Source organism: Sphingobium sp. LB126, assembly GCF_002795205.1.
GTDB classification, from domain to species: Bacteria; Pseudomonadota; Alphaproteobacteria; order Sphingomonadales; family Sphingomonadaceae; genus Sphingobium; species Sphingobium chungbukense.
Genome location: NZ_NETV01000001.1, coordinates 1,764,447 through 1,784,476, shown reverse-complemented (window position 1 = coordinate 1,784,476; position 20,030 = coordinate 1,764,447). Strand labels below are relative to the sequence as shown.

Here is a 20,030-nt window from a genome sequence, read left to right as displayed (position 1 = left end):
CTGTAAAAAATAGGGCGGTGGATCACTCCACCGCCCCCTCATCTCACTTCTTCGCGAACCAGGCCGTCAGCGCCGGCTTCAACCGCGCCCGCGTCTCGATCCTCGTCTTGATCGCGGCGATGGAACGATCCACCACCTTGCGCGATTCCGGCGTCAGATACTGGGTCGCATAGCCATCCAGCTTCGTCACCATCGCCGGATCGGCCGAATTCCCGCCCAGCCGCGCAATCGCCTGGCTTCGCGCCGACACGTCGATCATCGCCTCATATTGCGCCCGATGCGCCAGCACATAGTCGACCGCCAGCATCGAATGCTCAGACCCCACGGCGGAGATGATCGCCGCGCTCGTCGTCTTGCCCGGTTCGTCGGTCATGGCGAGGTCCAGCGCCTTGGCCGCCAGCTTCTCATCCTTGGCGACGCCCAGCAGCGCGAAGGTCGTGCTCTTCTCCAGATCCGACTTCGCCCCATTGGCCAGGCCCCGCAGCTTGTCCCAGGTCGCCGCATCGGCATTTTCGGCAATGATCCGCAGCCACACATTGCGCAGCGGTCCATCGAGCGCCGCCGGATTGCCCGCCAGCGCGGCAAAACGCTTGTTCGCTTCGGCCACCACGGCCTTGTCCCCCATGCCGCCCAGCGTCGACACCAGCGCCGAACGCAATACCGGCACCTGCGGATTTTCACCGGGCTTGGCATCGAAACCAACGCTCGCCAGCACCGGGCTCAGCTTCTTCGTCGCATAAGCCGCGACCCGCGCCTGCGCCGCCTTGTCGCTTTCCAACATGGTATGCGCGCTGTCGAGATAGCCCGGCACTTCCGCCAGCACGGCGGGGCTGGCGTTCGACGGCACCGCATCCACCAGGTCGAGCGCAAGGCCCATCGGCTGATAGCCACCCAGCCCGAGCTGGAAATTATCCGCCAGCAGGCCGATCTGGTCCATGGACGCCAGCTTGGTGAAGTCCTTTGCCAAGGCCTTGACGTTCGCCTCCGGATAGAGCGAGCGATAATAACCCGTCTGCCCCGCATTGATGACATAGGCGCCGCAGCCCGGCAGCGTCACCTGCGCCGATCCGTTCAGGATCAGCCGCTGCTGCGCCGCGCCGACGGTCTGCGCCATGACGGGCACATTCCATCTGAGGGGGGTCTTGTCCTTGCGGTCGCGGCTGAACTCGCCTTGGGACAATGACAGCACAGTCGAACCGCCCTGACATTGCGCGCTCTCCACCTTCACCAGCGGGATGCCCGGCTGGCTGGTGAAATCATGCGCGATGCCGACCACACCCTTGGCGCCCGCGCCCTCGACCGCCTTCCACAGATCGTCGGTCACGGTGTTCCCATAGGCGTGGCCCTTCATATAGGCACGGATGCCCGAGCGCCACGCATCCTCGCCGGCAAAGCCCTCCAGCATGGTGATGACGGCCTCACCCTTTTCATAGGTGATGTCGTCGAACGCCTGATTCACCTCATCCACGGTGTGGATCTTCTGGAGGATCGGGTGGGTCGTCACCAGCGAATCCAGGCTCATCGCGCGCTCGCGGCCGTTGACGCGGGAGAGCAGCATTTCCCATTCGGGGTTCAGCTTGTCGGTGACCTTGGTCGCCATCCAGCTCGCGAAACCCTCGTTCAGCCAGAGGTCGTCCCACCAGGCCATGGTGACGAGGTCGCCGAACCATTGATGCGCCATTTCGTGCGCGACGATGGAATATATGGTCCGTCGCGTGCTTTCCGACGTGAAGCGCGGATCGACCAGCAAGGCACGTTCGAAGGTGAAGATCGCGCCCCAATTCTCCATGGCGGAGAAGAACTGGCTCTGCCCCGGCCCGGCGACATTGTCGAGCTTGGGCAGCGGGAAGGGCACGCCGAAATAATCGTTATAATAAGGCAGGATGGCCGCGGAAGCGTCCAGCGCCAACTGCGCCTTGCCCGTATTGCCCCTGCCGGTGATCACGCCGACCTCGGTCGCGCCCGCCATTTTGGTGGCGCGCTCCAGTTCGCCCAGACCGAAGAACAGCAGATAGGATGACATTTTCGGACTGGTGCCGAACGTCACCAGCTTCTTGCCGGCGGCGGCGTCGGCGCTGCTCTCGACCGGCATGTTGCTGACCGCAAGCTGGTCGGCCGGGATGACGGCGGAAAGGTCGAAGGTCGCCTTGTAGCTCGGCTCGTCGAAGCTCGGCACGAAGCGGCGGGCATCGGGCGCCTCGAACTGGGTGAACAACGCGCGCTTCGCTTTGCCTGCATTATCGGTATAATCGAGCGCGAACAGCCCGTTCGCCTGGGTGTTGATGATGCCCGCATAGTCGATCGCGAGCGTGTAGCTGCCCGGCTGGACCGGCTTGCCGAAATCGAAGGCCACGGTCTGCGCCTCGGCGTCGATCTTGGCGGTTCCCTTGACCGCTCCCCCCCTCTTTGCGCTGCCTTTCGCCGGGGTCAGCGCGACGCTGTTCACCGTCAGGTCGGCCGCATTCAGCACCAGAGCGGGCATGGCCTGTGTGACGATGATATCGATCGTCGCCTTGCCGCTGAATTTGAGGTTCGCCGCATCGGGCGTGACCTGGATCGCATAATGGCTGGGCGCGGCGCCCCGCGGCAACTGGGTGGTGACGCCGGCGGCAGGCCCGGCTGGCGCAGCCGTCTGCGCCAGCGCGGGCACCGCCATGGCCAGGGGCGCAGCCGCCAGCATCAGCGGAAGAATTTTCGAGAAGGGCATGAGGTTCGCAACTCCGACAGGTTGGAACGGCGCGGCTGAAACATGGCGCGCCTGGATGACAGGGGGATCGACCCTTTCGGCCCACCGGTCAAGCCGGGCGCCCTGTCGCCGATGTCGTTGGTCGAAGCTTGTTGTTCGTTTGTCAAACAAAGTCGATCATCGTCATCCCAGCGAAAGCTGGGATCTCAGGTCCTATACGATGAACGCGAACAAATCCCGCCATTCAGGATTGCTCTCCTCGATCAACCGAATCTTCCAATCCCGCTTCCAGGCTGTCAACGCTTTCTCCCGCGCAATGGCATCCTCGACGCGGCCATGCTCCTCGGCCAGCACCAGCCGGTGCAGATTATATTTCCGGCAGAAATCCGAACCGACACCGCGCCGATGCTGATCAACCCGCGCGGCGAGATTGCTGGTGATCCCTACATACAGCACGCCACATGGCTTGTTGGTCATGATGTAGGTCCAGCTTCGCCGCTCCGTCACGCATTGCCTCCTGAGATGCCAGCCTTCGCTGGCATGACGTCGCATGACGACGGACAGCTAACCCCGCCCGCGATATCCCGGCACGTCCTGCGCCGGCAGCCACAAGCCTGCGGGCGGCTCGCCCGATTGCCAGAACACATCGATGGGAATCCCGCCGCGCGGATACCAGTAGCCCCCGATCCGCAGCCAGACCGGATTCATCTCCGCGAACAGCCGCTCCCCGATCCCCACGGTGCAATCCTCATGGAACGCCGCATGGTTGCGGAACGAGCCCAGGAACAGCTTCAGCGACTTCGATTCCACGATGGTCGCGGCGGGCGCATAATCGATCACCAGATGCGCGAAATCCGGCTGCCCAGTCACCGGGCAGAGCGAGGTGAATTCCGGTGCGGTGAAGCGCACCAGATAGGGCTTGCCCGGCCGGGGATTGGGCACATAATCGAGCACCGCGTCTTCAGGGCGCGACGGCAGGGCGCTGGTCTGACCCAGATGGAGGGGAATCGGCGTATCAGTCATGGGCAGGCCATCTACGCGATTGCACGGCATATGTCATCGTCACCCCTCTCTTGCCTTTCGTTCACGGCGGGTTCACTTGGGCGGATGCCTTGGCTGCATCCCATGGGGTCCCGTTGCTTTCTTCTGTCCGCCCTGCCGCTGCTGCTGGCCACGCCCGCTTTCGCCCAGCAGGAAAACGGCACGGAGCCGGTCTTCAACCTGCCCCGTGAGAAGCCCCAGACGTCCCCGGACAAGCAAGGCCCCGAACTCGACGTTTTCCGCGGCGCCCCGGCAACGGTGACACCGCCGCCGGTCGTCACCCCCACCATCCAGTTGCCGCCGCCGGTCAACACCGCCCCTCAGCCCGCCCCCCGATCGCAACCGCAACGCCCCGCAACGCCGCCTCAAGCCGAAACCCGGCCCACGCCACAGCCGGCAGCGCAGCCAACGACGCAGCCGACTCCGGCGCGACCGCCCGCGAACCAAACCGCCCCCGCAAGCACCATGCCGGCGTCCGGCGAAACGGCACCGCTCCCCTCCCCGGGCGGGAACCAATCCCTTCCGCCTGCCGGGAACAGCGCGACCCCCGCTCCCCTGGAGGCACCAGTCCCCGTGGCAGAGCCAGCCTTCCCTTGGCCATGGGTCGCTGCCGCAGCCGCCGTCATCGCGCTGATCGGCGCCTTCCTCTGGCTACGCCGCCGCAAGCCGGAGGAAAGGGAGGAATCCTTTCACCAACCCGAGCCTGCGCCTCCGCCGCCAGTGCCTCCGCAGCCAGTGCCCCCGCCGTCTGCGCCCCGCCCCGTCCAGCCGAAGGCGGTTCCGCCCCCTCCCCCGGCGCCGACCAAGCCTCAAGCGGAGCCCGACACCGCCGACCGTCCCTGGCTCGATCTTGCCATGGAAATACAGGCCGCGCGCCTGACGCTGATGGGCGCGACGATCGGCTACACGCTGACCCTCCACAATCGCGGCACCCATGCTGCGCAGGACATCCTCGTCCGCAGCCTGATCGCCAATGCCGATGCGCAGCAACAGTCGCTGTTCCAGCAATTTTTCGCGGGCGAAACCGGCCTTCCGGTCCATTCCATCGTCTCGATCGCACCGGGCGAGACGCAGAAGCTGAGCGGCGAGATGCGCCTCGATGCGCAGGAGATTGCGGCGATCCGGATGGGCCAGCGCGCCCTGCTGATCCCGGTGATCGCCTTCGACGCGCAATATCGCTGGGCCAATGAGGCGGGCGAGACCCAGGGCGCCGGCCGCACCGGCCGCGCCTTCATCGTGGGGGAGGAACAGACACCGCCGGTCGAGCGGCTCTCCCCTTTCCGCCTCGACCTCGGCCCGCGCCAATATCCCACCCCCGGCAGCCGCGCGACGGCGCTCAGCCTCGCCAGTTAAGTCTCTTCCCACCCGCGTCCACCGCTCCTAAAAAGGACACCGTCACAAAGGGAAAAGAGACGCATGGACATATTGGTTTCCACCGACTGGCTCGCGGCGGAGCTGGGCGCGCCCAATCTTAGGCCCGACCTCAGGATCGTCGACGCCAGCCTCTTCCTCCCCGGCACGCCCCGTGACCCGAAGGCCGAGTTCGAGGCCGCCCATATCCCCGGCGCGACCTTCCTCGATCTTCCCACCCTGTCCGATCCGGACGATCCGCGCCCCGGCATGCTGCCGACCGACGCCTTCATGACCGAGCGCTGCCAGCAACTCGGCATCGACGCCGACAGCCGCATCATCGTCTACGACAACAGCCCCACCCATAGCGCTGCCCGCGGCTGGTGGATGATGCGCCTCTACGGCGTGGGCAAGGGCGCGGCGATCCTCGATGGCGGCCTGCCCAAATGGCTGGCCGAAGGACGCGCCACGCAAAGCGGCATCCCCTCCCCCCGACGCGGCAACGCCATCGCGAAACGCGCAGCAGGACAAGTCCGCACCAGGGAAGATCTGCTCGCCAATCTCGAAACCCGGACCGAACAGGTGCTGGACGCACGCGGCGCCGCCCGCTTCACCGGAGAGGAAAAGGAACCCCGCCCCAGCATGGCTTCGGGTCATATTCCGGGCAGCCGCAACATCCCCTCCTCAGCCTTCTACCATGCCGATAACAGCATGAAGCAGGGCGAGGAACTGCGTCACCTCTTCCTCGACGCGGGCACCGACTTCTCGCGGCCGATCATCACAAGCTGCGGCAGCGGGGTCACGGCGGCGATCCTCCTCGCCGGTCTCGAACTGCTCGGCAAGACCGACGTCACCCTCTATGACGGAAGCTGGTCGGAATGGGGCCTGGACCCCGCCACGCCGAAGGAGACCGGCCCCGCAGCATGAGCGACGATTCCGACAAGCGGGGGAACCGCAAGCCCCTCACCCAACTCGCGCAGGCGGGCCGCAAGCCCGAATGGACCGGCATGCCCGGCCAGCCCGGCGGCATCGTCAGCCCACCCGTCTGGCGCGCCTCGACCATCCTCTATGACGATGTCGCGCATCTGCGCGCCGCGGCGGGCCGCAGCACGCATGAACGCCTGTTCTACGGCCGCAAGGGCACGCCCACGAGCTGGAGCCTGGCCGACGCCCTCACCGAAATGGAGCCGGGCGCGGAGGGCACCATGCTCTACCCCTCCGGCGTCGCGGCCATCGCCTGCGCGCTGATGGCGGTGCTGAAACCCGGCGACCAGTTGCTGATGGTCGACAGCGCCTATGACCCCACGCGCAATTTCTGCGAACAGATGCTGCGCCCGCTCGGCATAGAAACGGTCTATTACGACCCGACCGTCGGAGCGGGAATCGCGGACCTCATCACCGACGCGACTCGCGCCATCTTCCTGGAAAGCCCCGGCAGCCTGACCTTCGAGGTGCAGGACGTCCCCGCCATCACCGCCGTGGCACGGGAAAGGGGCATCGCCACATTGATCGACAATACCTGGGCCACACCCTATTTTTTCCCTGCCCTGACCCATGGCGTCGACATTTCCATCCTCGCCTGCACCAAATATATCGTCGGCCATAGCGACGTGATGATGGGATCGGCGACGGCCACCCCGGCCTTCTTCCCGAAAATCCGCCAGGCCGCCTATCTGTTCGGCCAGATGACCAGCCCCGACGATGCCTGGCTCGCCGCGCGCGGCCTGCGCACATTGGGCGTGCGCCTGAACCAGCATCAGGCGAGCGCGCTCCAGATCGCGCAATGGCTGTCGCAGCAGCCCGACGTCGCCCGCGTGCTGCACCCCGCCCTGCCCTCCTGCCCCGGCCACGACCTGTGGCAACGCGACTTCACCGGCTCCAGCGGCCTGTTCAGCTTCATCCTCAAGGGCGGCGACGAAGCATCCCGCGCCGCGCTGATCGACGGCCTTGCCCATTTCGGCATCGGCTATAGCTGGGGCGGCTTCGAAAGCCTGGCGCTCCCGGTCGATCCCGCCCGCTATCGCACGGCCACCGCCTGGCAAGCCGAAGGCCCCGCCGTCCGCTTGCAAATCGGTCTCGAAGACCCCGATGACCTGATCGCGGACCTGGATGCCGGCCTCGCTCGCTTCCGGGCCGCGCGCGGATGACGCCGGGCCTGCCCGATCTGCTGTCCCGGCTGCCCGGCGATCCCGCCATCGTCCATCCCCTGATCGCGCTGGCGCTGGCCGTCATACTCTATCTGGTCGCGGGCGCCGTCTCCCGCTTCGCCTCGCCGCGCCTGCGCCGCCGCTTTCGTGGCCTGGGCGAAGCGCTGGCGGGCCATTTGCGTCCCATCCTGCACCATGTCATCGCCGCCGCCATGATGGTCGTCGCCATCGCCTTCTGGCCGATCGGGGATTTCGCGCATCTGATCCTGGGCGCGGCGCTGGCCCTGTCGCTTTCGCTGCTCGCCGTGCATATCCTGCGCAGCCTCGCCATCCCGCGCCTCGCCGTCCTGCCCATCGCCCTGCTGCTGTTCGTCATGGTCCTTTCGGGCAGCAGCGGCGGCTTCGCCCCGGTGGCCGGCATGCTCGACGGCGTCGGCCTCGACCTTGGCAAGCGGCGTGTCACCCTGCTCGGCCTGGTCAGCATGGCCGCCATCTGCGTCGCGCTGTTCGCCCTGGTGCGCCTGACCAACCGCATCGTCGGGCGCAGCATCACCCGCGCCCATGGCCTGGACGCCACGCAAAAGCTGCTGGCCCAGAAACTGGCCGCCATCGCCGTGGTCGTCGCCGCCTTCTTCATCGGCGTCGACCTGCTGGGCATCGACCTTACCGCCTTCGCCGTCTTTTCCGGCGCGCTGGGCCTGGCGGTCGGCTTCGGCCTGCAAAAGACCTTCGGCAATCTGATCGCCGGGATCATCCTGCTGATGGACCGATCGATCAAGCCGGGCGACGTGATCGTCGTGGGCGACAGCTTCGGCTGGGTGAACAAGATCGGCGTGCGCGCCGTGTCCGTCATCACCCGCGACGGCAAGGAACATCTGATCCCCAACGAGAATCTCATGACGCAGGAGGTGGAGAACTGGTCCTATTCCGACCGCAACGTTCGCGTCCGCATTCCCGTCGGCGTCGGCTATGACAGCGACCTCAGGCTCGCGCAGGACCTCATGCTCCGCGCCGCGCAGGAAAGCCCGCGCGTGCTGCGCAATCCCAAGCCCAATGTCTGGCTCACCGCCTTCGGTGAAAATCGCGTCGAACATGACATATTGGTGTGGATCAGCGATCCGGAGGGCGGCGTCGGCAATGTGAAGTCGGACGTCCTCAACCGCCTCTGGCTGCTGTTCCGGGAGCATGGGATCACCATCCCCTATCCGCAGCGCATCATCCACGCGGCCCGCGAAGGCTCGCGGCCGCAATAGGCTCTGTCCCTACCGTAATTGCGGCCAAAACCGAGCGCCCGGTCCGGGCGCGCCACAATCATGCCTGATTTTGTTGCACGCCAGCAACATTAGGGAAGCAAACGACACGCAACGGCAATAAAATCTTGTGCGCCGCAGCGGGGAAAGGCATCCCTCACTCGTTGAGGCAACCCGGTCCACCCCGTGCAGGGCGACAAGAGACTTGGGACCATGACGCAGGCGGGACGATCGCAGATAACCATCAAGGGGAAAGCATATGCGTAAGTCCATTCTCGGCCTCTCGGCCTCTATTCTGGCATGCGCCCTCGCCGCCGTGTCGGCACCGGCCTTCGCTCAGGACGAGCCCACTCCGGAACTGACCGTCACCGGCAATGCCGCCGTCGTCACCGACTATCGCTTCCGCGGCATCTCGCAGACCGACAAGCGCTTCGCGCTGCAAGGCGGCCTCACCGTGACACACAGCTCGGGTTTCTACGTTTCGACCTGGGGCAGCTCGATCGACGACTATGTCGCCGCTGGCAGCGACCAGGAACTCGACCTGATCGCCGGTTATTCCAAGACCGTCGGCGCGGCTACCTTCGACGTCGGCGTGCTCTATTATTATTATCCGGGTTCGGGCGGCGGTAACACCGACTTCGTCGAGCCCTATGCCTCGATCAAGGGCACCTTTGGCCCCGCTACGGCGAAACTGACCGCCAATTACGCGCCCAAGGCGAAGGCGCTCACTGTCGACGGCGTGCACAAGGAAGACAATCTGTACCTCGCCGGCGACCTGTCAGCCAGCATCCCGAACACCCCGCTGGGCGTGTCGGCGCATCTCGGCCACAGCTTCGGGCCGAGCTATCTGGTTCCCGTCGGCAAGGGTTATACCGACTGGAGCGTCGGCGCGACCTACACCTGGAGCCACCTGACTTTTGGTGTCAGCTATGTGGATACCGACACTCATTTCAGGCCCAATGCCGCCGCCGGCAACTTCCGGGATGCGGCGAGGGGCGGCGTTGTCGGTTCGGTCACCGCGTCGTTCTGATCTCCTGACAAGTCACGAAGAGGGTCGCGATCCACAGGGATCGCGGCCTTTTCCATGCCCTTTTCAGGGTCGCGCGAGCAGACGCCCCGCCCTATAGTGGCATGATGACCGCCCTGTTGCTCGCCCTGATCTTCCTCGCCACGGTCGCCGCGATGGAGGGTTTCGCCTATGTCATGCACCGCTGGGTGATGCATGGGCCGGGCTGGTTCCTTCATGCCAGCCACCATCGCCCCCGTCATGGCATCTGGGAGGCGAACGACCTCTATTTCGTGATCTTCGCCATGCCCTCCATCCTGCTGCTGCTGGGCGGCGTGCAATGGCATTGGGGCGACTGGGCGACAGCGATGGGGGCAGGCATCGCGGCCTATGGGGCCATCTATCTCGGCTTCCACGACATCATCGTCCACCGCCGCGTCGGCCACCGCTATGTGCCTCGATCAACCTATATGAAGCGGATCGTTCAGGCCCACCGCCTGCACCATGCGGTGGAAAGCAAGGAGCACTGCGTCAGCTTCGGCTTCCTCGTCGCGCCCCGCCCGGAAGATTTGAAACGCCGGCTGGGAGAGAAAGGCAAGCCTGTCCTGCGCGCCGCCAAGGGTGATCGGCAAGGGTGAAAGGGGTGGTTAGCTGCCACTCAAACTCGTTGTTGACGTCCGCTTCTGGCCATCTTCAGACCGTCATACGAAATGAAGGTGGCCCAAGGGCAACAGCTTCCCCGAAAAACATCCTATTTCTCCAACAGGCCTCGATTCACCCTGTCCTATTCCGGCCCCACCGCTCTACCCCGCATCCCTCTTTGAACGTCCGATAATGACCCGCCCTCGCACACGCGCGCCCAGGCACGCGCGCGCATACAGTGTGAACTTCGGTGCAGAAATGGCCAAAATCCGCCGCTTATTTCAGCTCAACGGCTCCACCGCGCCCAGATCGCGGTCGGCAGTTCCAGCCCCCGCGCCTCTTCGCGCACCGCCAGTTCGCCCGCTTCCACGGTCCCCGGCAGATCGGCAAAGGCCTGCCTCAGCAACTCGCCGATCGCCAGCGCCGACATGCGCACCGCATAGACCGTCAGGAACAGGAACCGGCTGTCGGCATCCAACAACTGCCGGCAATGGGCGATCAGCCCCGGCAGATCCTCTTCCAGCCGCCAGACCTCGCCATCCGGCCCGCGTCCATATTTGGGCGGATCGAGCAAGATGCCGTCATAGCGCCGCTCGCGCCGCACCTCACGCGACACGAACTTGGCCGCGTCATCGACGATCCAGCGTACCGGCCGGTCCTCCAGCCCCGACAGCGCCGCATTGGCGCGCGCCTGTGCCACCGATTTCTTGGAAGCGTCGACATGCACCATCTGCGCGCCCGCCGCCGCCATCGCCAACGTGCCGACGCCGGTATAGCCGAACAGGTTCATGATCTGGGGCTGATCCCCGGCGCTGATCTTGTCCGCGATCTTGCCCCGCATCCAGCCCCACACCGGCGCCATGTCGGGGAAGAAACCCAGATGGCGAAAGGGTGTGCAACTCGCCTGGAACGTCACCTCGTTCCAGTGCAGCGGCCAGCCCTCGTCCGGCACGGGCCGTTCATAGAACCAGCGTCCCCCGCCTTCCTCATCGGAACCGGGCACGAATTCGCCGTCTGCGCGCCAGTCTTCCTGCGCTGGCGCCCACATCGCCTGCGGCTCCGGCCGGATGAAGCGGAAACGGCCATAGCGCTCCAACTTGCGGCCATGGCCCGAATCGATCAGACCGTAATCGGACCAGGGTTCACCAAGGAGGGTTTGAAGGTTCACCCCTCAAGCCCTCGGCGTCGCCCGCTCCGCGACATAGGCGGTGACCGCGTCGAAAGTGCCGGGCAGCTTCGCATAGGCCTCTTCCCGCGCGAACAGATCGCCCACGCGCGACGGCAGCGACGGACGAATGCCCGTGGCCCGCTCGACCGCCGTGGGGAACTTCGCCGCATGCGCGGTCGCCAGCGTGACCACCGGCACCGACGGGTCGAGATCGATCGAGCGTGCCGCCGCCAGACCGATGGCGCTGTGCGGATCGATCACCTGCCCTGCCGCGTCATAGGCCCAGCGCATCGCCATGGTCATGCCGTCGGCGTCGACCCGCGCCGAGGTGAAGAGCGCCGACGCCCCCTCCCGCTGCGCATTGGTGAGGCGCATCGCCTTGCTCGCCTCGAATCCCTTCATCTGTTCGGCAAGCGCCTTGCCATCGCGTCCGCCCGCGTCGAACAGCAGCCGCTCGAAATTGGAACTGACCTGGATGTCCATGCTGGGCGTCGCCGTCGCCACCACCTGCCCCTGGCTGTAATCGCCCTCGGAAAGGGCGCGGTGGAGGATGTCGTTGACATTGGTGGCGACCATCAGCCTGGCGACCGGCAGCCCCATCTGCGCGGCGACATAACCCGCGAAGACATCGCCGAAATTGCCGGTCGGCACGGAAAAGGCGATCGCCCGCTCCGGCGCGCCCAGGCGCACGGCGGCGTAGAAATAATAGACGACCTGCGCCATCAGCCGTGCCCAGTTGATGCTGTTCACCGCCGACAGGTTGAAGCGGCGCGCGAAGGCCGCATCGTTGAACATCGCCTTCACCAGCGCCTGCGCGTCGTCGAAGCTGCCATCGATGGCGATATTGTAGACATTGGGCGCCAGCACTGTGGTCATCTGGCGGCGCTGGACGTCGGACACACGGCCTTCCGGGTGCAGCATGAAGATGTCGATCTTCTCCCGACCCGCGACGGCATCGATCGCCGCCGAACCGGTATCGCCCGACGTCGCGCCGACGATGGTCAGATGATCGTCCCGGCGCGAGAGGAAGCGTTCGAACAACTGGCCCAGCAGTTGCAGCGCGACGTCCTTGAACGCCAGCGTCGGTCCGTGGAACAGTTCGAGCAACCAGTGCCGATGGTCGAGTTGCACCAGCGGCGTCACCGCATCATGGCTGAACCGGCCATAGGCGGCCGTGCACAGCTCGCGCAGTTCCTCCTCGCCGAGCGACCCCGCGACGAAGGGCGCCATGACGCGCACCGCCGTTTCGACATAGGACAGGCCCGCCAGCGCGCGAATATCCTCCGCCGAAAAGCACGGCCAACTTTCCGGAAGATAGAGTCCGCCATCGGACGCCAGCCCGGCCAGCGTCACATCCTCGAACCCGAGCGCAGGCGCGCTCCCCCTGGTGCTCACATAGTGCATGATGGGGTAGCCCGGTAGCGCTGGACGCGGCTTCGGGCAAGCTTTTCCGTAGCGCGCTATCGAGGATCGACCGGCGGTGTTCGCTTGGCAAGCGCCAGCAGGTAGATGATCACGGCAATGGCAGCGAAGAAGAACCATTGCCCGGCATAGGCAAGATGGTTGTTCGGCACATCCGCCGCGGTCGGCGGCGCCAGCGGCTTGAGTCCCGGCACCGGCTCCCCAGCGATCAACATCGGCCGCAACGGCATGGCCTTGCCGCTGATCCGGGACAGCAGCGATCGATGATCCGGTTCCTCGCCGATCCATCCGCGCATCTGCCCGCCCTGCCACTGAGGCTTGGCATCGGGCCTTGCCGAAACCCCCGCGGCGACGAGTACGCCCGGACCTTCCGCCCCGGTCGCGCAGTCGGCGATGTAACGATAGCCGGTCGTTCCATCGGCGGCCCGCCCCGCCTCGCTGTGCCATCGGATCACGTGCAGGCAGTAGGCAGAGGAGCGGCGGAACAGTTGTTCGGACGGCACGGGCGAAAAGGTCGGAAAGGCGACAGGGGGCCGAGCCGGGTTGGACGCGACCAGCGCAAGCATCGCTTCTTTCTCCGCCCGCCGTTGCAACTGCCAGACGCCCAGGCCGATCATCACGACCACCGCAGCCGCAACGATGAGCGTCGGCAGAAGGGGCAAACGGCGGATCACTGGTCCCGCTTCCAGGCTTGCAGCCGTCCCTCGCGCGCCTTGTTGCGACATTCCAGGATCAGCAACATGCCTTTCGCCACCCGCAGGCTGCCGACGACGGCGAAAACCGTCAGCGGCGTCCAGAGCAGAATGTGCAGCCAGAGAGGCGGATGGACCTTCAACTCCAGCACCAGGGCCATCGCCACCATCGCCGCACCAATGATCAGGGTGAGGAACGCCGCCGGGCCGTCCCCCACATTGAACTGGCCATAATCAAGTCCGCAGGCGCGGCAGGATACGGCAAAGCGGACTGGACCGACAAAGAGGGTGGCGCTGCCGCATTGGGGACATGCGCCGCGCACGGCCGCGGCCAGCAGGGGCTGCGACAGGCCGGGATCGGGATCGGTCGATGGCATCGGATCAGGCATAGGACCGCCTTTCCAAAAAGAAAACGGCCGGATCACAACCGGCCGTTTTCATCCAGATCATTAACGGCGCCTCAGCCGCCGTGTACCGGCGCGCCCCAGCCGCCCCAGACATAGATGGCGACGAAGAGGAACAGCCATACCACGTCGACGAAATGCCAGTACCAGGCTGCCGCTTCGAAACCGAAATGCTGGCGGGGAGTGAAGTCGCCCTTATGCGCGCGGATCAGGTTCACCAGCAGGAAAATGGTGCCGATCAGGACGTGGAAACCGTGGAAGCCGGTCGCCATGTAGAAAGCCGAACTATAGGGGCTGCCGCCGAACGGGAACGGCGCGTGGGCATATTCATAGGCCTGGATGGAGGAGAAGAGCACGCCCAGGATAACGGTGATCGTCAATCCCTTCTTCAGCCCCTCGCGGTCGCCATGGATCAGAGCATGGTGCGCCCAGGTGACGGTCGTGCCCGAGCAAAGCAGGATCAGTGTGTTGAGCAGCGGCAGCTCGAAGGCGTTCATCACCTCGATGCCCTTCGAAGGGAACATCCCCTCGATCGGCGCCAACTGGCTCGGGAAGAGCGAGAAGTCGAAGAAGGACCAGAACCAGCCCACGAAGAACATGACTTCGGAAGCGATGAACAGGATCATGCCGTAGCGCAGGTGGAGCTGAACCACCGGCGTATGATCACCCGCATGAGCCTCGCTGATCACATTGGCCCACCAGCTGTACATGGTGAACAGCACACCCGCGACGCCGATCAGGAAAACCCAGCCACCACCGGCGGGCATCGCATCGGGATGCATCCACATGATCGCGCCGAAAGCCATGACCAGAGCCGACATGGAGCCGAAAAAGGGCCAGATGCTGGGCGGAAGAATATGATAATCGTGGTTCTTGGCGCCTGCCATGACGTTCTCATCCCCGTTCGCGTTATGATATTTGCTTAGCTTGGCTTTTTATCCTGCTCAACAGGATAGAAGGTGTAGCTCAGCGTGATTTCCTGGGTGTCCTTATTGTCAGAGTCCGTCAATATCTTCGGATCGACATAATAGATCACCGGCATGCGGACCGCTTCTCCCGGCTGCAAGGTCTGCTGGGTGAAACAAAAACACTGGATCTTGGTGAAATAGGCTCCCGCCTGCAAGGGGGTGACATTGAAGCTCGCCGTACCGGTGACCGGCTTATCCGACATGTTCCTGGCCAGAAAGATCGCCATGTTGCGCGCGCCGACCGTCACTGTTTGCGTGGGATGTTCCGGACGAAATTGCCAGGGCATGCCGGGCGCCACATTGGAATCGAAGCGAATCGACATGCGATGTCCGACGGCCTCGCGCACCAGCACATCGGCGGAGGCCCGCTGGGTGGTACCACCAAAGCCGGTACGCTCGCAGAAAATCCGGTAGAGCGGAACCGAAGCGAAGCCCAGGCCCAGCATGGCCAGACCGACGATAGCCATCCCGATCATGGTCCGCCGGTTGCGCCGGTCCCGGTCGAAGGGAGAAGGAGGCAGGCTCGCCATCAATGCCCTCCGCCGATCTTGGCGATGGTGATGGCGTAGAAGAGAATGACGAGCGCGCCGAGCAAAAGCCCCGTCACGATGGCGCGGGATTTCTGACGGCTCCGGATCTGCCGGTTTTCATCGGGGGTCATGTGAACATCCACCGGTCGACCACGACCGCCCCGAACAGTAGGAAGAGATAGAAAACCGAATATTTGAACAGCCGCTTTTCCGGCCCCATCCGTGCTGGATCACTTTCGCGATGGCGCAGGACCTGAAAGGCGAAGACAACGAAAAACGCCGTGCCAACCAGAGCCACCGCACCATAAATCGGGCCAGTCAGTTGCAGCACCACCGGCGCCATGGCTGAAACCCCCATGATCGCAGTGTAGAACCAGATCTGACGTCGGGTAGCGACCTCGCCCGAAACGACCGGAAGCATGGGGATCCCCGCGGCGGCATAGTCGGTCTTCACGAACAAGGCGAGCGACCAGAAATGCGGCGGTGTCCAAAAGAAGATCAGCATGAACAGCGCTATCGGCAATGCGCTGATATCCCCCGTCACCGCTGCCCATCCAATGACCGGGGGGAAAGCCCCCGCGGCGCCGCCTATCACGATATTCTGCGCGGTCCGCGGCTTCAGCCAGATGGTGTAGACAAAGACATAGAAAAGAATCGATACTGTAAGCACGGCAGCCGCAAGCCAGTTGGTCGCGACCCCCATCAGCAGAACCGAGAAGAAAGACAGACCCACACCAAAGTGCAGCGCCGACTGTCGATCCATCCGGCCCGCAGGGATCGGACGATTGGCCGTGCGCTTCATCTTCCCATCGATATCGGCCTCATACCATTGATTGAGTGTCGCGGCCGCGCCAGCGCCCAGCGCGATGCATAGAATCGCCGTGAAACCCAGGATCGGATGAATATGGCCCGGCGCCGCGAGCAAACCGCATAGCCCGGTGAAGACCACCAGAGTCATCACGCGCGGCTTGGTCAGCGCGACGAAATCGCGCCAATGAGCGGGGATCGTGGGAGCCGATTGCCCGGCCCTGATCGGCGAACTTGCCATATTCTCCTCATGCGACAGCCCGGCGTCGATATCTGCGCCGGACTGTTCCAGGTTAGGGTTTGGGCCGCCCCATACGCCAATCCCGGCATTCCGGCAAACCGGAACACCGGGATATTGCCATCAGTCGATGACCGGCAATGTTTCGAACTGGTGGAACGGCGGCGGGCTGGACAGCGTCCATTCCAGCGTCGTGGCACCTTCGCCCCAGGGATTGCCTTCCGCCTTCTTGCCGGCGACCAGCGACCAGACAAGGTTGACGAAGAAGATCAGCATGCCCGCAGCCATGATCTCATAGCCGTGGCTGGCGACCTTGTTCCAATAGGCGAAGGCCTCCGGATAGTCGGGGTAACGACGCGGCATGCCCGACAGGCCTAGGAAGTGCATCGGGAAGAACAGCATGTTCACGCCGACGAAGAACACCCAGAAGTGCAGATGGCCGAGGAATTCATTGTACATCCGGCCCGACATTTTCGGGAACCAGTAATAGAAGCCCGCGAACAGGCCGAACACCGCGCCCAGCGACAGCACATAGTGGAAGTGCGCCACCACATAATAGGTGTCGTGCAGCACGTCGTCGACGCCGCCATTGGCGAGCACCACGCCGGTCACGCCGCCCACGGTGAAGAGGAAGATGAAGCCCAGCGCCCAGACCATCGGGGTCTTGTAGGTGATCGACCCGCCCCAGATCGTCGCGATCCAGGAGAAGATCTTGATGCCGGTCGGCACCGCGATCACCATGGTCGCGGCGGTGAAGTACATCTTCACGTTCACCGACATGCCGGTGGTGAACATGTGGTGCGCCCAGACGACGAAGCCGACCACGCCGATCGCGACCATGGCGTATGCCATGCCGAGATAGCCGAAGACCGGCTTGCGGCTGAAGGTCGAGACGATCTGGCTGATGATGCCGAAGCCCGGCAGGATCATGATGTACACTTCGGGGTGACCGAAGAACCAGAAGAGATGCTGGTACAGTTCCGGATCGCCGCCGCCGGCGGCATCGTAGAAGGTGGTGCCGAAATTGCGGTCCGTGAGCAGCATGGTGATCGCGGCGGCCAGAACCGGCAGCGCGAGCAGCAGCAGGAAGGCAGTGACCAGCACCGACCAGACGAACAGCGGCATCTTGTGCAGGGTCATGCCCGGCGCGCGCATGTTGAGGATGGTGGTGATGAAGTTGATCGCGCCCAGGATCGAGCTGGCGCCCGCGATGTGCAGCGACAGGATCGCCATGTCGACCGCCGGACCCGCCGACCCGCTGGTGGAGAGCGGGGCATAGACCGTCCAGCCCGTGCCCGCGCCGTTACCGGTGCCGCCGGGGAAGAAGGTCGAGCCGAGCAGCAGGGCAAAGGCCGGGATGAGCAGCCAGAAGCTGATGTTGTTCATCCGCGGGAATGCCATGTCCGGCGCGCCGATCATGATCGGGACGAACCAGTTGCCGAAGCCGCCGATCATCGCGGGCATCACCATGAAGAACACCATGATAAGGCCGTGGGCCGTGATCAGCACGTTCCAGAGATGATAGGCCTGGTCCAGCGTCGCTTCGGGACCGTCGCTGAACTGCGCCCAGGTCTGAAGATACTGGATGCCCGGTGCGGCGAGTTCCGCGCGCATCAGGCCCGAGATCGCGCCGCCGATGATGCCGGCGATGATCGCGAAGATCAGATAGAGGGTGCCGATGTCCTTGTGGTTGGTCGACATGAACCAACGCTGGAAGAAAGCCGGCTTGTGATCAGTGTCATGATGCTCATGAGCATGATCGCCGTGATGATCTGCGGTAATGGTGGTCATGGCGTCTATGCCCTTACATCAAATCTTGGCGGGGGCGGGCGCAGCAGGCTGCGCCGTCGTGGCCGTGCCGGCGCCCTTGAGCTTGCCGCCCTGCGACAGCACCCACTGGTCGAACTGCGCGGGTTCCAGCGCCTCGATCGCGATCGGCATGAAGCCGTGGCGCGCGCCGCAAAGCTCGGAACACTGGCCATAATAGACGCCCGGCTTCTCAATGGTGAAGCTCTTCTCATTGAGGCGGCCCGGCACCGCGTCCATCTTCACCCACAGTGAAGGAACCGCGAAGCTGTGGATCACGTCCGCGCCGGTAATGATCAGCTTGATCGGACGGCCGACCGGAAGGACCAGACGATTGTCGGGCGCCAGCAGATAGGGTTCGCCATTGGCTTCCGCCTTTTCCTTCGGCAGCATGTTGGAAACGAATTCCGGAACGCCGTTGTCCGGATATTCATAGCCCCAATACCATTGATAGCCCGTGACCTTGACGGTCAGCGCATCCTTTGGCGCAGGCTTGTACTGGTCGGCCAGCAAACCGATCGATGGCACGGCGATCACCAGCAGGATGACCACCGGCACCACCGTCCAGATCACCTCGATCACCGTGTTGTGCGAAGTCTTGGACGGCGTCGGATTGGCGCTGCGGCGGAAGCGCACCATCACATAGAGCATCAGGACCAGGACGAAGATCGAGATGATGGTGATGATCGGCAGCAGCATCACGTCATGCAGCCAGCGTGCCGTGTGGCCCGTCGGCGAAAACTGCTTCTGAAGGGTGATTTCACCCGGCATCGGCATGCCGATGCCCAAAGTCGGCTTCATGCGCGGCGGCGCGGCGACCTTTTCCGCCGGAGCGGCTTCGGCGGCGGGTGCCGCCGCGTTGCTGGCCGAATCGGCGGCCGCCGTTGTTTCATTCCCGGCGGCGGGTGCCGCGACCGCAGCATTTTGCTGAGCCAGTGCCGGACCGTTCATCGCGAGTGCCGGCGCAAAGGCCAACAACCCGGCGAGGACGAGCGATTTCACCTTTTCCATAGCGTCTTCTTACCCCGTAACCCCTTGGCGCCGCTGCAACGAAGATCCACGCATGAATATGCCTCCCCCCGCTCGTTTCGGTCCGCCACGGCTTATAAGCATCGTTTTTTTCAGCCTCAACCTTCCCCAACCAGATTTTCTTCGCTGTTGCAACGCCTAGTTGGTGAGCCTATCTCGCTCCCCGCGCACAGGGGCGCGATCATGGGGTGACCCGTGGCAGGGAAAGACATGGCGTTCGCGCTGAGCGGACGGCATGGACGAATGGATCGAAGATTTAGATGACCGACGAGGAAGTATTAGCGGAATTCAGGGCTGCCGGCGCGTTGCTGGAGGGGCATTTCATCCTGTCTTCGGGCCGCCGCAGCGCCAACTATCTTCAGTGCGCCCGCGTGCTGATGAATGCCGAGCGCGCCGGCCGGCTGGCCCGCGCGACGGTGCAGCAACTGCCGCGCGAATTGCGGCAGGAGATCGATCTGGTGGTGTCGCCGGCCATGGGCGGCCTCATCATCGGCCATGAGGTCGGGCGCGCGCTCGACAAGGATGCGGTGTTCCTGGAGCGCCCGGAGGGCACGTTCGAACTGCGTCGCGGCTTTGCCATCACGCCCGGCCAGAAAGTGCTGATGGTCGAAGATGTCGTGACCACCGGCCTTTCCTCACGCCAGGCGATCGAGGCGGTCGAGGCCGAAGGCGGCATCGTCGTCGCGGAGGTCGCGCTGGTCGACCGTTCGGCCGGCGAGGTCGAGCTGGGCATACCCTTCTATCCGCTCGTCAGCATCAATTTCCCGGTCTATGACGCCGATCAGGTCCCGGCCGAACTGGCCGCGATCCCGGCGATCAAGCCCGGCAGCCGAAAGCAGTAGGA

The 20,030-nt window shown here is 64.4% G+C and carries 20 protein-coding genes; 7 read left to right on the top strand and 13 right to left on the bottom strand.

Annotation, left to right across the window (positions count from 1 at the left end; all coding sequences use genetic code 11):
• Positions 1–43: 43 nt before the first annotated feature.
• The 3 genes from CAF53_RS08735 to queF form a co-directional block, all read right to left on the bottom strand.
• The gene (locus CAF53_RS08735) at positions 44–2,707 is read right to left on the bottom strand and encodes a M1 family metallopeptidase (RefSeq protein WP_100237864.1); all 2,664 of its coding nucleotides are present in this window, start codon (positions 2,705–2,707) and stop codon (positions 44–46) included.
• 192 nt (positions 2,708–2,899) lie between these two features.
• Entirely contained in the window at positions 2,900–3,193 is a 294-nt protein-coding gene (locus tag CAF53_RS08730; protein WP_277949197.1) for a GIY-YIG nuclease family protein, read from the bottom strand.
• Between the two features lie 57 nt (positions 3,194–3,250).
• Complete coding sequence (gene queF / locus CAF53_RS08725) at positions 3,251–3,709, bottom strand: preQ(1) synthase (RefSeq protein ID WP_046762613.1); 459 nt, start codon at positions 3,707–3,709, stop codon at positions 3,251–3,253.
• A 102-nt stretch (positions 3,710–3,811) separates the two neighbouring features.
• Here queF and CAF53_RS08720 point away from each other — a divergent pair, with 102 nt between their 5' ends.
• The 6 genes from CAF53_RS08720 to CAF53_RS08695 all read left to right on the top strand — a co-directional run bounded on the left by CAF53_RS08720 (position 3,812) and on the right by CAF53_RS08695 (position 10,118).
• Positions 3,812–5,080 carry a hypothetical protein gene (locus CAF53_RS08720; RefSeq protein WP_100238747.1) on the top strand — a complete coding sequence of 423 codons (1,269 nt, stop codon included), beginning with the start codon at positions 3,812–3,814 and terminating at the stop codon, positions 5,078–5,080.
• Between the two features lie 63 nt (positions 5,081–5,143).
• Positions 5,144–6,004: a sulfurtransferase gene (locus tag CAF53_RS08715; RefSeq protein WP_046762280.1), complete on the top strand. Its 861-nt coding sequence runs from the start codon at positions 5,144–5,146 to the stop codon at positions 6,002–6,004.
• On the top strand, positions 6,001–7,224 hold the full coding sequence (gene metC, locus CAF53_RS08710; RefSeq protein WP_100237863.1) for a cystathionine beta-lyase: 1,224 nt from the start codon (positions 6,001–6,003) through the stop codon (positions 7,222–7,224). The genes CAF53_RS08715 and metC overlap by 4 nt, the downstream gene beginning before the upstream one ends.
• Positions 7,221–8,477, top strand: coding sequence for a mechanosensitive ion channel domain-containing protein (locus CAF53_RS08705; RefSeq protein WP_046762278.1), 1,257 nt, complete (start codon positions 7,221–7,223; stop codon positions 8,475–8,477). The genes metC and CAF53_RS08705 overlap by 4 nt, the downstream gene beginning before the upstream one ends.
• Positions 8,478–8,733: 256 nt before the next feature.
• Entirely contained in the window at positions 8,734–9,504 is a 771-nt protein-coding gene (locus CAF53_RS08700) for a TorF family putative porin (RefSeq protein ID WP_100237862.1), read from the top strand.
• Positions 9,505–9,608: 104 nt separating this feature from the next.
• Positions 9,609–10,118: a beta-carotene hydroxylase gene (locus CAF53_RS08695; RefSeq protein ID WP_100238746.1), complete on the top strand. Its 510-nt coding sequence runs from the start codon at positions 9,609–9,611 to the stop codon at positions 10,116–10,118.
• A 290-nt stretch (positions 10,119–10,408) separates the two neighbouring features.
• Here CAF53_RS08695 and CAF53_RS08690 read toward each other — a convergent pair whose 3' ends face one another.
• The 10 genes from CAF53_RS08690 to coxB form a co-directional block, all read right to left on the bottom strand.
• Positions 10,409–11,290, bottom strand: coding sequence for a class I SAM-dependent methyltransferase (locus tag CAF53_RS08690; RefSeq protein WP_100237861.1), 882 nt, complete (start codon positions 11,288–11,290; stop codon positions 10,409–10,411).
• Between the two features lie 3 nt (positions 11,291–11,293).
• Positions 11,294–12,694, bottom strand: a complete 1,401-nt coding sequence (gene thrC, locus CAF53_RS08685; protein ID WP_046762275.1) for a threonine synthase — start codon at positions 12,692–12,694, stop codon at positions 11,294–11,296.
• Between the two features lie 56 nt (positions 12,695–12,750).
• Positions 12,751–13,386: an SURF1 family protein gene (locus CAF53_RS08680; RefSeq protein WP_100237860.1), complete on the bottom strand. Its 636-nt coding sequence runs from the start codon at positions 13,384–13,386 to the stop codon at positions 12,751–12,753.
• Positions 13,383–13,793 carry a DUF983 domain-containing protein gene (locus CAF53_RS08675; protein WP_100237859.1) on the bottom strand — a complete coding sequence of 137 codons (411 nt, stop codon included), beginning with the start codon at positions 13,791–13,793 and terminating at the stop codon, positions 13,383–13,385. Before CAF53_RS08675 ends, CAF53_RS08680 begins: the two co-directional genes overlap by 4 nt.
• A 71-nt stretch (positions 13,794–13,864) precedes the next feature.
• On the bottom strand, positions 13,865–14,695 hold the full coding sequence (locus tag CAF53_RS08670; protein WP_046762273.1) for a cytochrome c oxidase subunit 3: 831 nt from the start codon (positions 14,693–14,695) through the stop codon (positions 13,865–13,867).
• A gap of 35 nt (positions 14,696–14,730) precedes the next feature.
• Positions 14,731–15,306 (bottom strand): cytochrome c oxidase assembly protein, encoded by a 576-nt coding sequence (locus CAF53_RS08665; RefSeq protein ID WP_100237858.1) that lies wholly within the window; start codon positions 15,304–15,306, stop codon positions 14,731–14,733.
• Positions 15,306–15,437 carry a hypothetical protein gene (locus tag CAF53_RS29020; protein ID WP_269748609.1) on the bottom strand — a complete coding sequence of 44 codons (132 nt, stop codon included), beginning with the start codon at positions 15,435–15,437 and terminating at the stop codon, positions 15,306–15,308. Before CAF53_RS29020 ends, CAF53_RS08665 begins: the two co-directional genes overlap by 1 nt.
• A complete protein-coding gene (locus tag CAF53_RS08660) occupies positions 15,434–16,354 on the bottom strand; it encodes a heme o synthase (RefSeq protein WP_100237857.1) in 921 nt (306 codons plus the stop codon). The genes CAF53_RS29020 and CAF53_RS08660 overlap by 4 nt, the downstream gene beginning before the upstream one ends.
• Before the next feature lie 120 nt (positions 16,355–16,474).
• Complete coding sequence (gene ctaD, locus CAF53_RS08655) at positions 16,475–18,142, bottom strand: cytochrome c oxidase subunit I (RefSeq protein WP_100237856.1); 1,668 nt, start codon at positions 18,140–18,142, stop codon at positions 16,475–16,477.
• Between the two features lie 18 nt (positions 18,143–18,160).
• Entirely contained in the window at positions 18,161–19,168 is a 1,008-nt protein-coding gene (gene coxB / locus CAF53_RS08650) for a cytochrome c oxidase subunit II (protein ID WP_046762269.1), read from the bottom strand.
• 278 nt (positions 19,169–19,446) lie between these two features.
• On the opposite strand from coxB, the gene pyrE reads away from it, so the two are divergent.
• Positions 19,447–20,028: an orotate phosphoribosyltransferase gene (gene pyrE, locus CAF53_RS08645; RefSeq protein ID WP_100237855.1), complete on the top strand. Its 582-nt coding sequence runs from the start codon at positions 19,447–19,449 to the stop codon at positions 20,026–20,028.
• Positions 20,029–20,030 lie beyond the last annotated feature (2 nt).

What these genes read in the sequence shown, in the direction of transcription:
- CAF53_RS08735 (WP_100237864.1), bottom strand. Translation starts at nt 2,707, where the DNA reads ATGCCCTTCTCGAAAATTCTTCCGCTGATGCTGGCGGCTGCGCCCCTG.
- queF (WP_046762613.1), bottom strand. Translation starts at nt 3,709, where the DNA reads ATGACTGATACGCCGATTCCCCTCCATCTGGGTCAGACCAGCGCCCTG.
- CAF53_RS08720 (WP_100238747.1), top strand. Translation starts at nt 3,812, where the DNA reads ATGGGGTCCCGTTGCTTTCTTCTGTCCGCCCTGCCGCTGCTGCTGGCC.
- CAF53_RS08715 (WP_046762280.1), top strand. Translation starts at nt 5,144, where the DNA reads ATGGACATATTGGTTTCCACCGACTGGCTCGCGGCGGAGCTGGGCGCG.
- metC (WP_100237863.1), top strand. Translation starts at nt 6,001, where the DNA reads ATGAGCGACGATTCCGACAAGCGGGGGAACCGCAAGCCCCTCACCCAA.
- CAF53_RS08705 (WP_046762278.1), top strand. Translation starts at nt 7,221, where the DNA reads ATGACGCCGGGCCTGCCCGATCTGCTGTCCCGGCTGCCCGGCGATCCC.
- CAF53_RS08700 (WP_100237862.1), top strand. Translation starts at nt 8,734, where the DNA reads ATGCGTAAGTCCATTCTCGGCCTCTCGGCCTCTATTCTGGCATGCGCC.
- CAF53_RS08695 (WP_100238746.1), top strand. Translation starts at nt 9,609, where the DNA reads ATGACCGCCCTGTTGCTCGCCCTGATCTTCCTCGCCACGGTCGCCGCG.
- thrC (WP_046762275.1), bottom strand. Translation starts at nt 12,694, where the DNA reads ATGCACTATGTGAGCACCAGGGGGAGCGCGCCTGCGCTCGGGTTCGAG.
- CAF53_RS08675 (WP_100237859.1), bottom strand. Translation starts at nt 13,793, where the DNA reads ATGCCTGATCCGATGCCATCGACCGATCCCGATCCCGGCCTGTCGCAG.
- CAF53_RS08670 (WP_046762273.1), bottom strand. Translation starts at nt 14,695, where the DNA reads ATGGCAGGCGCCAAGAACCACGATTATCATATTCTTCCGCCCAGCATC.
- CAF53_RS08665 (WP_100237858.1), bottom strand. Translation starts at nt 15,306, where the DNA reads ATGGCGAGCCTGCCTCCTTCTCCCTTCGACCGGGACCGGCGCAACCGG.
- CAF53_RS29020 (WP_269748609.1), bottom strand. Translation starts at nt 15,437, where the DNA reads ATGACCCCCGATGAAAACCGGCAGATCCGGAGCCGTCAGAAATCCCGC.
- CAF53_RS08660 (WP_100237857.1), bottom strand. Translation starts at nt 16,354, where the DNA reads ATGGCAAGTTCGCCGATCAGGGCCGGGCAATCGGCTCCCACGATCCCC.
- ctaD (WP_100237856.1), bottom strand. Translation starts at nt 18,142, where the DNA reads ATGACCACCATTACCGCAGATCATCACGGCGATCATGCTCATGAGCAT.
- coxB (WP_046762269.1), bottom strand. Translation starts at nt 19,168, where the DNA reads ATGGAAAAGGTGAAATCGCTCGTCCTCGCCGGGTTGTTGGCCTTTGCG.
- pyrE (WP_100237855.1), top strand. Translation starts at nt 19,447, where the DNA reads ATGACCGACGAGGAAGTATTAGCGGAATTCAGGGCTGCCGGCGCGTTG.